The sequence below is a fragment of the Kushneria aurantia DSM 21353 genome (genome assembly GCF_000382245.1).
Taxonomy (GTDB): Bacteria; Pseudomonadota; Gammaproteobacteria; order Pseudomonadales; family Halomonadaceae; genus Kushneria; species Kushneria aurantia.
In genome coordinates this window covers 270015-283715 of sequence record NZ_KB907862.1, presented here as the reverse complement: position 1 = coordinate 283715, position 13701 = coordinate 270015, and the positions used below count along the sequence as shown (strand labels likewise).

At 61.9% G+C, this 13701-nt stretch carries 14 protein-coding genes and 2 pseudogenes; 12 read left to right on the top strand and 4 right to left on the bottom strand.

Annotation, left to right across the window (positions count from 1 at the left end; translation table 11 throughout):
• Window positions 1-196 precede the first annotated feature (196 nt).
• Both H146_RS0101385 and H146_RS0101380 read left to right on the top strand, forming a co-directional pair.
• A complete protein-coding gene (locus H146_RS0101385) occupies window positions 197-1306 on the top strand; it encodes an FAD-binding oxidoreductase (RefSeq protein ID WP_019950056.1) in 1110 nt (369 codons plus the stop codon).
• A 77-nt stretch (window positions 1307-1383) separates the two neighbouring features.
• Window positions 1384-1611, top strand: coding sequence for a hypothetical protein (locus H146_RS0101380; RefSeq protein ID WP_019950055.1), 228 nt, complete (start codon window positions 1384-1386; stop codon window positions 1609-1611).
• 199 nt (window positions 1612-1810) lie between these two features.
• On the opposite strand, the gene H146_RS0101375 is transcribed toward H146_RS0101380, so the two are convergent.
• A complete protein-coding gene (locus H146_RS0101375; protein ID WP_019950054.1) occupies window positions 1811-2794 on the bottom strand; it encodes an AraC family transcriptional regulator in 984 nt (327 codons plus the stop codon).
• A 170-nt stretch (window positions 2795-2964) separates the two neighbouring features.
• On the opposite strand from H146_RS0101375, the gene H146_RS0101365 reads away from it, so the two are divergent.
• Together H146_RS0101365 and H146_RS0101360 are read left to right on the top strand one after the other, a co-directional pair.
• Window positions 2965-4032, top strand: coding sequence for an aldo/keto reductase (locus tag H146_RS0101365; protein ID WP_019950053.1), 1068 nt, complete (start codon window positions 2965-2967; stop codon window positions 4030-4032).
• A 72-nt stretch (window positions 4033-4104) separates the two neighbouring features.
• A complete protein-coding gene (locus H146_RS0101360; protein ID WP_019950052.1) occupies window positions 4105-4344 on the top strand; it encodes a type II toxin-antitoxin system Phd/YefM family antitoxin in 240 nt (79 codons plus the stop codon).
• Here H146_RS0101360 and H146_RS22390 read toward each other — a convergent pair.
• Window positions 4272-4457 (bottom strand): annotated as a pseudogene (locus tag H146_RS22390) (hypothetical protein); the annotation flags it as partial. The gene H146_RS0101360 and the pseudogene H146_RS22390 sit on opposite strands and share 73 nt — an antisense overlap.
• Between H146_RS22390 and H146_RS0101355 the strand changes: the two are divergent.
• Window positions 4366-4731, top strand: a pseudogene (locus H146_RS0101355) (type II toxin-antitoxin system VapC family toxin); the annotation flags it as partial. The pseudogenes H146_RS22390 and H146_RS0101355 overlap by 92 nt on opposite strands.
• 100 nt (window positions 4732-4831) lie before the next feature.
• On the top strand, window positions 4832-5644 hold the full coding sequence (locus tag H146_RS0101350; RefSeq protein WP_019950050.1) for a transporter substrate-binding domain-containing protein: 813 nt from the start codon (window positions 4832-4834) through the stop codon (window positions 5642-5644).
• A 61-nt stretch (window positions 5645-5705) separates the two neighbouring features.
• Here the strand turns inward: H146_RS0101350 and H146_RS0101345 are convergent, their stop codons facing one another.
• The gene (locus H146_RS0101345; RefSeq protein ID WP_019950049.1) at window positions 5706-7151 is read right to left on the bottom strand and encodes an aminotransferase-like domain-containing protein; all 1446 of its coding nucleotides are present in this window, start codon (window positions 7149-7151) and stop codon (window positions 5706-5708) included.
• A 201-nt stretch (window positions 7152-7352) separates the two neighbouring features.
• Here H146_RS0101345 and H146_RS0101340 point away from each other — a divergent pair, with 201 nt between their 5' ends.
• Entirely contained in the window at window positions 7353-7586 is a 234-nt protein-coding gene (locus H146_RS0101340) for a DUF1127 domain-containing protein (RefSeq protein ID WP_019950048.1), read from the top strand.
• Window positions 7587-7807: 221 nt separating this feature from the next.
• Entirely contained in the window at window positions 7808-9181 is a 1374-nt protein-coding gene (locus H146_RS0101335; protein WP_019950047.1) for a sugar porter family MFS transporter, read from the top strand.
• A gap of 249 nt (window positions 9182-9430) precedes the next feature.
• Here H146_RS0101335 and H146_RS0101330 read toward each other — a convergent pair whose 3' ends face one another.
• Entirely contained in the window at window positions 9431-9712 is a 282-nt protein-coding gene (locus H146_RS0101330) for a DUF4282 domain-containing protein (protein ID WP_019950046.1), read from the bottom strand.
• Window positions 9713-10168: 456 nt separating this feature from the next.
• On the opposite strand from H146_RS0101330, the gene H146_RS0101325 reads away from it, so the two are divergent.
• From H146_RS0101325 to H146_RS0101310, 4 genes are all read left to right on the top strand, one after another.
• Window positions 10169-10933 carry a DeoR/GlpR family DNA-binding transcription regulator gene (locus H146_RS0101325; RefSeq protein WP_019950045.1) on the top strand — a complete coding sequence of 255 codons (765 nt, stop codon included), beginning with the start codon at window positions 10169-10171 and terminating at the stop codon, window positions 10931-10933.
• A gap of 60 nt (window positions 10934-10993) precedes the next feature.
• On the top strand, window positions 10994-12832 hold the full coding sequence (gene glmS / locus H146_RS0101320; RefSeq protein WP_019950044.1) for a glutamine--fructose-6-phosphate transaminase (isomerizing): 1839 nt from the start codon (window positions 10994-10996) through the stop codon (window positions 12830-12832).
• Window positions 12833-12966: 134 nt separating this feature from the next.
• Window positions 12967-13248 carry a type II toxin-antitoxin system RelE/ParE family toxin gene (locus H146_RS0101315; RefSeq protein ID WP_019950043.1) on the top strand — a complete coding sequence of 94 codons (282 nt, stop codon included), beginning with the start codon at window positions 12967-12969 and terminating at the stop codon, window positions 13246-13248.
• Window positions 13249-13263: 15 nt separating this feature from the next.
• The gene (locus H146_RS0101310) at window positions 13264-13554 is read left to right on the top strand and encodes a HigA family addiction module antitoxin (protein WP_019950042.1); all 291 of its coding nucleotides are present in this window, start codon (window positions 13264-13266) and stop codon (window positions 13552-13554) included.
• Window positions 13555-13701 lie beyond the last annotated feature (147 nt).

Below are 13701 nucleotides of genomic sequence, written 5' to 3'. Positions count from 1 at the left end.
ACCAGGTGGGCCTTTGGTCGTATTGCGGCGGGGGAAAAGAGACATGCACGCGTCGCTAACAGACAAGCCGCAGGCAGGACGTCGACCCAGAATGCAGGCTTCGGGAGGTCACTGAGCCGTGCACACAGCGTGACAGCACGAGCGGGACACGGAAGGTGATAAAGGCTTTCACAGGCGCCGGCGGGCAGAGACGACAATGAGCAGCACCAACTATTTGAATCCGGTCAATACCCAGACCTGGACCAACGGCCGCCACCAGGTGCGCTGCGTCAAGGTGATCCAGGAAACGAAGGATGTCCGCACCTTCTGTTTCATGTCCGAACAGCCGGTGATGTACTTTTTCAAGCCGGGGCAGTTCGTCACCCTCGAGCTGGAGATCAACGGCCAGCAGGTGATGCGCTCCTACACCATCTCCAGCTCGCCTTCCATTCCCTACAGCTTCTCGATCACGGTCAAGCACCTGCCCGGCGGCCTGGTATCCGGCTGGCTGCACGACAACATGAAAGAGGGTGTCGAGCTGGTGGTGCACGGCCCGGTGGGCAATTTCAACGCCATCGACTTCCCGGCCGACAAGGTGCTGTTTCTCTCCGGCGGCGTCGGCATCACGCCGCTGATGTCGATGACGCGCTGGTTTTTCGACACCAACGCCAGCATCGATATCGACTTCGTGCACAGCGCCCGCGCCCCTTCGGATGTGATCTATCACCGCGAACTGATCCACATGTTCTCGCGCATCCCGGACTTCAATCTGCACATCATCTGCGAAAGCAAGGCGGATCTGGGCGAGACCTGGGCGGGCTATCGCGGCTTTCTGACCGAGCCGATGCTGGAGCTGATCTCGCCGGACTACCTGGAGCGCGAAATCTTCTGCTGTGGCCCGGCACCCTACATGGAGGCGGTCAAGAAGATCCTGCGCAAGAACGGCTTCAATATGGATCACTACCATGAGGAACTGTTCGGCGCTACGCCGGCCGAGGTCAAGGAAGACGTCATCGAACTGGCCGAGCAGGCCGAGGCCGAAAACGAGGAAGTGGCCTACAACGAGCTGCTCAGCGTCGAGTTCGCCGGCTCCGGCAAGAGCGTGCGCATCCAGCCCGGCGAAACCGTGCAGGCGGCGGCCTCCAAGCTCGGCCTGCATATCCCCCGCGGCTGCGGCATGGGCATCTGCGGTACCTGCCGGGTGGCGCTCAAGTCCGGCGAGGTCGAGATGGAGCACAACGGCGGTATCGACGACGAGGATATCGAGGACGGCTACATTCTCTCCTGCTGCAGCCGGCCCAAAACCGATCTGGTGGTGGACTACTGAGCTACCTGCGCCCTGTCAACCGACGACACCGATCTGTCGTGTTATACTGCGGATACCTGGATGCCAAAAGATCAACAATGCCGAAGCTGGATGGACTGAAAGAAGAGCTTGCCTATCTCAAGCTGTGGTTGGGAATCCTGATTGTTACCGCCATCAGCCTTGTCGGATGGTTACTGACAAGCTTCCATTCTGCCTCATGGTTTTTGTTGTTGGGCGGGTTTGCAGCGCTGCTTTCCATTGCCATCGGATGCTTTGCTCTGCACCGCCAGATCGGCGTCAAGATCAGAGAGATTGCGGAGATATAGACATGGAAATCGTAATGGGCCTGGTCCTTGTTGCCAGTGGCGGCTTTCTTACTTATCTCGCTCTGGATGCCGTTCGCCGCACCAGGTAAATGCAGGAGGCGCCGCGCACTGGCCGTAACCTGATGGCATTTTGATGCCACGTCGCTGCTTTCTCCTGTACTGTCCGGCATCCAGCACGTCAACAACGCCAGCCTTGCCGTCAGCCGACGCCGCCGATCTGCTTCTCCCCGCGCGCCATGGCGCGCCAGCGGCGCTGATCCTCGCGCGGCGAAAAGCCGAACAGGCGGCGGTATTCGCGGCTGAACTGTGACGGGCTTTCATAGCCCACCCGGCGCGCGATAATCGCCATCTCCAGACCGCCGCCCAGCAACAGACGCCGCGCCTCTTCCAGCCGCACGCGCTTGTGAAACTGCAGCGGGCTCATCGAAGTCACCGCACGAAAATGGTGATGCAGCGAGGAGACGCTCATGTTCACGCTGCGCGCCAGTTCGGCCATGCTGATGCCGCGGTCGCAGCGCTCGCGCAGCAGCGCCACCGCCGCGCGCACCCGGGCGGCGTGGCTGTCACGTACGACCATGGCGGCCAGCGCCGCTCCCTGCTCACCGCTGATCAGGCGGTAGAGAATCTCGCGTTTGTAGAGCGGCGCCAGTACGGCGATATCCGCCGGCTGCTCGAGCAGTCGCAGCAGCCGCAGCACGGCGTCCAGCAGCGGCGCGTTCAGCGCAGCGACGTGCAGACCGCGCGGCGTCTCTGCGCCTCCCCCGACGGCAGGCGGCATGGCGCTGACCAGGCCGTCCAGCATGTCGAGATCCAGATCGAGGCGCAGCCCCAGATAGGGCCGCGAGCGGCTGGCGTCGTCGACCTGCGCCATTACCGGCAGATCCACCGGCGACACCATATAGTGCAGCGGGTCGTAGCCGTACAGCGCCTCGCCCAGCGACAGCCGCTTGCTGCCCTGAGCGATGACGCTGAAGACCGGCGCCTGGATCACGTGGCGCGGCGGCCGGGGGGCACTCAGCCGGTTGAGGGTCAGCCCGGCGATAGCGCTGCGATGCTTGCCGTCACGCCCGGCGGTCAGACGATCGAGCAGAACCGGCAGCTCGCGCTGCATGGGTGGCAGGGCGTCGCGCTGCGCCGCCAGGGCAGGGGCGTCGCCTGATGTATCCCGCATAAGGGTGGTCATGGCGGTATCCCACCTCCTGTCACAACGTGGTGCCAGATTACGACCCGACGCCGATGGCGACCAGCGCCGATGCAGGAACAGGCAAGAATGGCGGGCGATCGCGCCACACCGCTGGGCGAATGGCATCCAGACTGTCTGCGCAGTGTGTCACTCATACAGGAGTTCTGATCATGAATTATCGCAAACTCGGCAATACCGGCCTGTTCGTCTCCGAACTCTGCCTGGGCACCATGACCTTCGGCGGTCGGGGCGAGATGTGGCAGAAGATCGGCGATCTACACCAGGCGGATGCCGATCGGCTGGTCGGCCGCGCGCTGGAGGCGGGCGTCAACTTCATCGACACTGCCGATGTCTATTCGCAGGGGGAGTCCGAGGTCATGACCGGTCAGGCGCTGAAAAACCTGGGCGTCGCGCGCGATGACGTGGTGGTCGCGACCAAGGTGTTCGGCACCACCGGCGGCGACAATCCCCACGGCGGGCCGGGGGTCAACAACCGCGGCGCCTCGCGCTATCACATCATGGAGGGGGTCAAGGCGAGTCTGAAGCGGCTGCAGCTCGAACATATCGATCTTTATCAGATCCACGGCTTCGACCCCGCCACCCCGATCGAGGAGACGGTACGTGCCCTGCATACGCTCGTCGAGCACGGCCATGTGCGCTACGTCGGCGTCTCCAACTGGGCCGCCTGGCAGATCGTCAAGGCGCTGGGCATCGCCCGTCAGCACGGCTGGCACCGCTTCGAGTCGCTGCAGGCCTACTACACCCTCGCCGGGCGCGATCTGGAACGTGAACTGGTGCCGATGATGGCCAGCGAGAACCTCGGCCTGATGGTATGGAGCCCGCTGGCCGGCGGCTTTTTGAGCGGCAAGTACCACCGCGATGGCGAAACGGACGCCGCTAACCGCCGCGCCAGCTTCGACTTCCCGCCGGTCAATCGCGAGCGCGTCTTCGACTGCGTCGAGGCGATGGCGCCGATGGCCGAACAGCGTGGCGTCTCGGTGGCGCGTATTGCCCTTGGCTGGCTTTTGCACCAGCCGGCAGTGACCAGCGTGATCGTCGGTGCCAAACGTCTCGAACAGCTCGACGACAACCTCGGTGCCACCGAGATACGCCTGACGCCGGAGGAACTGGCAACGCTGGAGGCGGTCAGCGCCCTGCCGAGTGAGTACCCCGGCTGGATGCTGACCCGCCAGGGCGAGGCACGCCGCGAGCAGCTGGCACAGTCCGGGGAGCGCTGAAACAGATGGATGGGTTTTCTGGCGCCCGAGTATGGACTAAGCTAACCGGACCAGGTTGATATTGGAGATAGCATGGATATTATCAACATGCACGATGCCAAAACGCGCCTGTCCCAGTTGGTGGACAGGGCGGCGAAGGGCGAGCCCTTTATTATTGCCAGGGCCGGCAAGCCATTGGCACGTGTGACAGCCATCGACACGCCAGAACCCGCCCGGGTCCAGCGGCTGGGATTTCTCAAGGGACAGATACAGGTGCCGGAGGATTTCGATCGCCTCGACGAAACGGATATTGCCGACACGTTCGAGGGTTGAATGAATCTGCTGCTGGATACGCATCTGTTGTTATGGGCAGCCGGCTTCCCGGAGCGCCTCGCCAGGGAGGCCAGGGCGCTGCTCGAGGCGCCGGAAAATCGGCTTTTCTTCAGCGCGGCGAGCATCTGGGAGGTCACCATAAAAAGCGGCCTGGGCAAGCCCACCTTCCGGGTCGATCCACATCTGTTCCGGCGGGGGCTGGTGGAAAACGGCTATGAAGAGCTGCCGATCATCAGCAGCCATACGCTCGCCATCAGCCATTTGCCGCCGCTTCACCGCGATCCTTTTGACCGGATTCTGGTAGCGCAGGCGGAATACGAAGGTATTTTACTGCTGACCAGCGATGACCGCGTGGCCGCCTATCCCGGCCCCATAAGGCGGGTTTGAGGTCTAGCATCCTGCGTCAGACTGAAGGTCGGCCGCATATAATGCGTTTCCGTTTATAGCGCCGATAACAATGCTCACAAATCGAGGACTTCTCGTGATAATGCCTTTCATGCGCCGCTGCGGCGCACTTTTGCTGCTGGCTGCGGCGACCTTCGCTATCCCACTCGGCGCGTATGCCGATAATCAGACGCCGCAACAGGTGCGTATCGCCGTCGACGTGCCCTACCCGCCCTTCGAATACCGCAACGCCGCCGGCAAACTGGAAGGTTTCGAGATCGATTTGGGCCACGAACTCTGCAAACGCGCCGACCTCGATTGCGAATGGGTCGTACAGGGCTGGGATGGCATTATTCCCGGCCTGCTGTCACGCAAATACGACGCCATCATGTCATCGATGCGCATTACGCCGGAGCGCGAGCGCCAGGTGCTGTTCACCGAGCCCTACGCCATGTCGCCCAAGGTGTGGGTCGCTCGCCGCGGCAGCGACATCAACCTCGACGATCCGCAGTCGCTGAAGGGCCTGAGCGCCGGCGTGCAGCGCGGCACCACCCAGGACGCCTATGTGACCCAGCGCTACGGCGATACGCTGGACATCCACCGCTACGCGACCGCTGACGAGGTGGCGCTGGATCTGCAGACGCAGCGCCTCGATCTGGCCTTTCTCAACTATCCGGTCGCGCTGGAAACGCTCGGCATCGGCAAGCCGGACAGTCAATTGGTGCAGGTCGGCCCGCGCATCGACAGCCCGGAATCGATTTTCGGCCGCGGTAATGCGATCGCCGTGCGCCCCCGCGACAAGGCGCTGGCCGAAACCTTCAACAAGGCGCTCGACAGCGTTTATGCCGACGGCACCTTTGTCAGGCTGATGCACCAGTATTTCGACTACGATCTGCGCCCCGCTTCGCGCAAGTAGTCGTCCCTCACCGAGGCACCGTCCTCGCCGGGCACCTGTCCCGGCGGGGCTCGGCGCCACACTATCCGGCCGTCATTGCCTCCCGTGCTTCTGCCTTCTCCATCTCGCCGATCAGCTCGCCCACTCGTTTCAGCGCATAGCGAATGGCGTCATTCATTACCGCGTAGTTGAGCCGCAGGCAGTGGCGATACTTGCCGGTGGCGGAGAACATCACGCCGGGGGCAATACGGATGTCCTCGGCCATCAGCCGCTCGTTAAGCGCCAGGCTGTCCAGCGCGGCGCCGCATTCGATCCATAGCATATAGCCGCCTTCCGGCTGGCTGACCCGCACCGAGGTGGGAAAATGGGCGTCGATCACATCCAGCGCGGCATGAAGATTGTGGCGATACTGCTGTCGCATGCGGCGCATATGCGGGTCGAAGTAGCCCTCGCGAATGAACTCGGCGATCGCCAGCTGGGCATGGGTGGCCGTCGAACCGGTACCCACATACTTCATGTGCAGCGCTCGCTCGCGGTAGCGCCCGGGGGCGATCCAGCCGATGCGCAACCCCGGCGCCAGCGTCTTGGAGAACGAGCTGCACAGCAGCACCCGCCCTTCGTCATCGAGCGAGCGGATGGTGGGCGGACGTGGAAATGCCCAACTGAGATCGCCATACACATCGTCCTCGATGATCGCCACGTCGAAGCGCCGCGCCAGTGCCAGCAGGGCACGCTTGCGCTTTTCCGAAAAGGTATAGCCCAGCGGATTGTTGCAGGTGGGGGTAATCTGAATGGCACGCACCGGCCACTGCTCCAGCGCCAGTTCGAGGGCTTCGAGACTGATGCCGTCGCGGGCACAAGTGGGAATCTCCAGCGCCTTCATGCCATAGGCGTTGATCGACTGCAGCGCCCCATAGAAGCTCGGCGAGTCCACTGCGATGATATCGCCCGGTTCGCATACTGCGCGCATCGCCACCGAAATCGCCTCGTGGCAGCCGGTAGTGATAACGATCTCGTCCGGATGCAGCCGGCAGCCATGGGCCACCGACAGCCGCGCGATCTGCTCGCGCAGCTCCGGCCGGCCGTGCAGGGTGTCGTAATTGAGGCCGATCAGATCGTGACGTCGGCCGGCGCGCGAAAGCGCGCGCAGCAGCGGCTTGATAGTAGGGGTGTCGATATCCGGCATGCCGCGCCCGAGGTTGTGCATATGGGTATCGGGCAGCACACAGGTGCCCTCGCGCACCTGCTCCCACTGGGAAACCGCCACCGGTCGCTGGGCCATCTTCGACGGCGGCGGAAAGGCGGGGCGCTCACGAAGCGCGCAGACGAAATAGCCCGAGCGCGGCCGGGAACGGATCAGCCGGGCATCCTCCAGCTGATGATAGGCGTGCTGCGCGGTGGAGAGGCTGACGCCGTGCGCCTCGGCCAGCGCGCGCACCGAAGGCAGGCGCTCACCGGCGCTGTAGTAGCCCGCCCTGATGCGCTCGCGCAGATGATCGGCCAGACGTTCGTAGCGGTGGGTCGACATGGCGGCCTGCCTCCGTTTTCGGGTCCGGTTCCACTCTATCGCCTTTATGACTGTATGGATCGGTACAGATAAAAACAGAAATGACCATACAGAGTTCGTTAATACCGCCCTGTATGGCAAAAAAAGTCAGCACCTGGCGCTGCCGATACCCGCCTGCCACGTCGCATGATGATGTCACACATCATCATACCGGAGGCCGCCATGAACCTCGCTGTCCAGGGATTCCTGAATCGCCTTCAGCTGGCACGCCAGAGCGATCAACACCCGCGCAACCGCGCCGCCACCGAACAGACGCCATCGTCGCCATCGCCGAGCCGCTGGCAGCGCTGGCACAGCCGTCGTCAGCTGGCGCGGCTGAGCGATGCACAGCTATGGGATATCGGCGTCAGCCGCGAAGAGGCGCTCGAGGAGGCGCGCAAACCCTTCTGGCGGTAGTACCGGCAGCCGGATAGCCTTCGAGGCGGAATGAACGCACGGCCGGGTCGACATCCCATACGCCGCTCTGGCACCAAAAGCGGATCGGATGTCGCCCGCTTCATCCGTACCAATGTCTAAGCCCCAAAACCGTCGAAACCTGCTGTAATGCCGTCTGGTGAATCGATTCAGTTACCACAGGATTCACCTACAACGGCAATATGCAAACGGGGGGTGTTGCAATGTCACGTCTCTTTCAATGGTCGATTACCGTGGCGCTGGCAGGCTTTCTGTTCGGTTTCGACACCGCGGTCATTTCCGGCGCCGACAAGCCCATTCAAGCGCTCTGGGGGCTGAGCGACCTGCAGCATGGCCTGTTGATCATGTCGATGGCGCTCTGGGGCACCGTGCTCGGCGCCATTTTCGGCAACTGGCCAACCGACAGGCTGGGGCGCCGCGCCACCCTGATGATTATCGGTATGCTCTACCTGGTCTCTGCCATAGGGTCGGCGGTCGTCTCCGACCCATGGACCTTCGCCTTCTTTCGCCTGATCGGCGGCATTGGCGTTGGCATCTCCTCCGTAGCGGCACCCACCTATATCTCCGAGATCGCACCACCTCAGCGTCGCGGCTTTCTGGTTGCCATGTACCAGTTCAACATCGTCTTCGGTATTTTGATGGCGTTCGTCTCCAATTACATTATCGGCAGCCTGATCAGCGACAATGCCTGGCGTTGGATGCTGGGTATAGAAGCCGTTCCGGCGCTGATCTACACCCTGATGATTCTGCGTATTCCGCGCAGCCCGCGCTGGCTGATCCTGAAAAGAAACGACGTCGAAGAGGCCGGCCGCACACTGCGACTGATCAACCCCGGGGTAGATATCGACGCCGAGATCGCCACCATCCGTCGGGCGGAAGAAGAGGAAGCCTCAACACAATCGCGCTTTTTCTCACGCCGCTATCGTCTGCCGATTCTGCTGGCCTTTCTGATCGCTTTCTTCAACCAGCTCTCGGGTATCAACTTCATCATCTACTACGCCCCTCGCGTGCTCGAAGCCGCTCAGCTGGGCAGCCAGGCTGCGCTGTTGTCCACTGTCGGTATCGGTATGGTCAATCTGCTCTTTACCATGCTCGGCATGTCACTGATCGACCGCTTCGGACGCCGTACCCTGCTGTTTATTGGCTCGGCGGGCTACTTACTGTCGCTGGTGCTGATCTCACGAGCCTTCTTTGCCGGCGCGCTGGGTGGCGCCGAGGTGCCGCTGCTGCTGGCACTGTTCATCGCCTCGCACGCGATCAGCCAGGGCGCCATCATCTGGGTATTCATCGCAGAGATTTTCCCCAATAGCGTGCGCGCCCGAGGACAATCCTTCGGCGCCTCGACCCACTGGGTTTTCGCGGCCCTGATCACTCTGGTGATGCCCTGGGTGCTGGGCACGTTCAGCGGCGGGCCGGTATTCGCCTTCTTTGCAGTCATGATGCTGCTGCAGTTGGTCTTTGCGATATTTTTGATGCCCGAGACCAAAAGCGTCAGCCTCGAGGAGCTGCAAAAACATTTGGTGGGCGACAACGTCAGTCTGCGCCGCGCACGCCTGTCCAGCGTGCGCACGCCTTAGCAGAGCGCTTCGTCTCGGCCCGGCAAATTTCGTGCAACGGAGCTCGACATGTTGTCGGGCTTTTATTCAGGGCCGATGTCCAAGGTGCGCTCAGGATGCTCCGATAGCCGATTGCTTGGGTCGCCACTCACACAGACGATCGGCACGACACGTCAATCGGCTCCTCATCGCTACTGGTTGATAGCGACAGATTTTAACACCCGATGGCCGATGGAAGCCGTGCTTTTGAAAATGACATTACTTCCCGAATCATGAATTCGAAAGACGATCTCGAATCTCGCCAAGACGCTCATGCATGCCGAACAGCAAAATGGCGGCTTCGCAGGTAATACGCCAGAAGACCAGACTCAGCAGGATGCCGATCAGCTTGATGAGAAAACCAAAAAAGCCGGAGAGGGGAGAGTAGGGAGAGCTGAAAAAAAGAGAACTCAGCCCCATGAGGACGATCAGAATGATCCCGATCCAATAGGCGATTTTGATGAGAGAGGGGGAAATAAACTTGTTGAACCCTGCCAAATCAGAAAATTGCATGTCTATGCTCCGCTATATTATATATCGCTTTAAAGTTATTTATTGCCTCGTATCGCTCGAACTTCGGCGTCGAGCCATGAAATTCTACTTGAAATCGCCAGATGCTCCAACCAGCAGCTTGTCGGGCTTGATCGATCATCGCGAAAACGATGGATTGTGCGTCAGGTTGATTAATCGGATGAAGCGAATAGGCCCGCTATTTGACGAATCCGGGGGTGAAGCTGACCAAAAGCCCGGGGTTTGCAACAGACCAGCGTCAAGTCCGAAAGGCTGCTGGCGATACTTGCCGAATGATCTCTCATGCCCGACGCCAGGGGTGGCCCGCAGGAGGACGGCAGAATGCAGGAATCCCGACACGTCGACCCCACCAAACCTCCTCTTCGAAACTATTTAACTTTCGAATAAAAAGATGATATCTTCCGAAACAAGCTTTCCCCTGCGACTTCGGTGCCTCTTATGCAGCGACGCCAGACACCACAGCGACGCGACGCCATTCTCGAACTGCTTGCCGAACGCGGCGAGGTCACCGTCGAGGCGCTGGCCGAGCAGTTCGACACCTCCAGCGTCACTGTGCGCAAGGATCTGGCGGCGCTGGAAGCGGCCGGCAGGCTGATACGCCGCTACGGCGGCGCTATCCTGGTCGAGCGTGACGGCGAGCGGCCGCAGCGCATCTCACCGGCCAAGAAGGCGATCGCCCGCGCCGCCAGCCGCCGCATTCGCGATCACGCCAGGCTGATTATCGACAGCGGCACCACCACCGGCGCGCTGATTCCCGAGCTGGGCCGCTGTAGCGGGCTGGTGGTGATGACCAATTCACTCGGCGTGGCCGGGGCACTGCGCGCGCTGGAGCCACCGCCGACGCTTTTGATGACCGGCGGCACCTGGGATCCGCATTCGGCCGCCTTTCAGGGCCGGGTAGCGGAGACGGTGCTGCGCGCCTACGACTTTGACCAGCTGTTCATCGGCGCCGACGGCATCGACCCGACACGCGGCACCACCACCTTCAACGAGCTGACCGGACTTTCGCAGGTGATGGCCGAGGTCGCCCGCGAGGTCGTGGTGATGATCGAGTCGGACAAGTTCGAGCGCCGCATTCCCAATCTGGAACTGGACTGGACGCAGATCGACGTGCTGATCACCGACGCCGGGCTGACGAGCGCCATGCAGGAGCGCCTGGAGGCGCTGGATATCGACCTGGTGATCGCCGGGAGCGATACCTGAGCCGTCCCGCTCACTTCACTATTAATCTTCATTGCATATTTTTATCGGGGAGTTATCAGCATGTGCGGCATTGTTGGCGCGGTCACCGACCGCCAGGTGCAGAACATTCTGCTCGAGGGACTCAGACGGCTTGAATATCGCGGCTACGACAGCGCCGGCATGGCGGTAATCGCCGCCGACGGCCGGCTCGGCCGCCAGCGGGCGGTGGGCAAGGTAGCAGCGCTGGAGGAGAAACTGCAGGCTTCATCGCTGAGTGGCAGCCTTGGCATCGCCCATACCCGCTGGGCGACCCACGGCCGGCCGAGCGAAAAAAATGCCCACCCCCATCAGTCCGGTGACAAGCTGGCCGTCGTACATAACGGCATCATCGAGAACTACGAGCCACTGAAGGCCGAGCTGGAGCGTGACGGCTACGTCTTTCACTCCGAAACCGATACCGAAGTGGTCGCCCACCTGATGGCGCGCGAAGCGGCCCGCAGGAATGATCTGCTGAGCGCCTTTCGCCATGTCGTGACGCTGCTCGAGGGCGCCTACGCGCTGGCGGTAACCCATGCCGACTTTCCCGATCAGATCGTCGGCACCCGCCGCGGCAGCCCACTGGTGGTCGGCGTTGGCATCGAGGAGGCGTTTCTCGCCTCGGACCCGCTGGCGCTTTTGCAGGTGACCGACCGCTTCATCTATCTACAGGAAGGGGACCTGGTGCGCCTGGGTCGCCATGGCAGCGTCGAGGTGTTCGACGCCGAACAGCAGCCGGTAAAGCGCGACAGCACTATCTTCGAGCACGGCGACAACGCCGTTTCGCGCGGTGAGTACCGCCATTTCATGCTCAAGGAGATCTTTGATCAGTCGCAGGTGATCACCCATACGCTTGAAGGTCGCCTTGGCGAACGCCACGTCTTCCCGCGCATTCTGGGTGCCGACGCCGATGAACTGCTGTCACGGGTGCACAATATCCAGATCATCGCCTGCGGCACCAGCTATCACGCCGGCATGGTGGCGCGCTACTGGCTGGAGAAACTGGCCGGGATTCCCACCCAGGTGGAGGTCGCCTCGGAGTATCGCTACCGCGAGGTGGTCGTGCCGCAGGGCACCCTCTTTGTCACTCTTTCCCAGTCCGGCGAGACGGCCGATACCCTGGCGGCGCTGCGCCACACGGCGCAAAAGGGCGGCTATCTGGCCAGCCTGGCCATCTGTAACGTGCCCGGCAGCTCGCTGGTGCGCGAGTCCGACCTGACGCTCATGACCCAGGCGGGTCCGGAGATCGGTGTGGCCTCCACCAAGGCCTTTACCACTCAGTTGGTATCGCTGCTGCTGCTGACCCTGGCGCTGCGCCAGGTGCAGCACGGCGATGATGAAGTGCAGGCGCGGCTGGTAAGCGCACTGCGTGGTTTACCGCAGCTGATCTCCCGCGGTCTGGCACTGGATAGCGCTATCGAAGGCCTTTCGGCGGCCTTTGCCGACAAGCATCACGCCCTCTTTGTGGGCCGCGGCACCATGTTTCCCATTGCGCTGGAGGGGGCGCTCAAGCTCAAGGAGATCTCCTACATCCATGCCGAGGCCTACCCGGCCGGCGAGCTCAAACACGGCCCGCTGGCGCTGGTCGACGCCGACATGCCGGTCGTGGCGGTGGCACCCAACGACGAGCTGATCGGCAAGCTCAAGTCCAACCTGCAGGAGGTGCGCGCCCGCGGCGGCGAGCTGTTCGTCTTCGCCGACGAAAACATCGCGCTGGAGGAGGGAGAAGGCATTCACCTGCTGCGCCTGCCGGCGGTGGATGAGTTTATCGCCCCCATCCTCTACACCCTGCCGCTGCAGCTGCTCGCCTATCACGTGGCAGTGCTCAAGGGCACCGATGTGGACCAGCCGCGCAACCTGGCCAAGAGCGTCACCGTGGAGTAATCCGCCAGCCGGCAGTTCGCGGCGCACTGGACGGCATCGGCGGCAGGCGGGAAGCATTGGCAGCGCCCCTGATATAACGCTTTGCGTTATATGCTGCGTCGCGTTAATATCAGGCTAACGGAAAGGAGCAGGGCTTGATCAAGGGTTTCAGAGACAGGCAGGCTGAAATTATCTTCTCGGGCCGCGTCTCCCGCAAACTGCCACGAAGCATGCAGCGCACTGCTCTGAAGAAGCTGCGCCAGCTGGAAGCCGCCGTCCGACTCGAGGATCTATGCATACCGCCGGGTAATCGTCTGGAAGCGCTGCAGGGCGATCGTACCGGGCAGCACAGCATTCGCATCAATGATCAATGGCGGCTCTGTTTCCGTTTCGAGGACGGCGATGCGCACGATGTCGAAATCAGCGACTATCACTGAAGAGGGAGGTAAATCGTGAACGAAGAGCAACTCCCCAACGTTCATCCCGGCGAAATCCTGCTGGAGGATTTCATCGAGCCGCTGGGACTGACCAAAAACGCCCTCGCGACGGCCATTGATGTCCCCGCCACCCGCATCGGCGAGATCACTCGGGGTCAGCGTGCGATCACGGCGGATACCGACCTGCGGCTATCGATCTACTTCGGCACCAGCTCGGGCTATTGGCTAAGGCTACAGAACGCCTTTGACCTCGAAGAGGCGAGACGCCACGGCGGTTTCGAGGGTATTCGCCCAAGGGTTGCCTGAGCCCGCCGCCAGCACGCGGCGCACTGCCGTTTTTGCTTCCGGGCCACATTAAGTCTGGCCTGAATCAAAGTCGTTTTACTACACTTCCTCCCGCGCCAGAAACAACCAGGCCTTGCGCTCTGCATATCGGTTGCCCTGCGGCATACC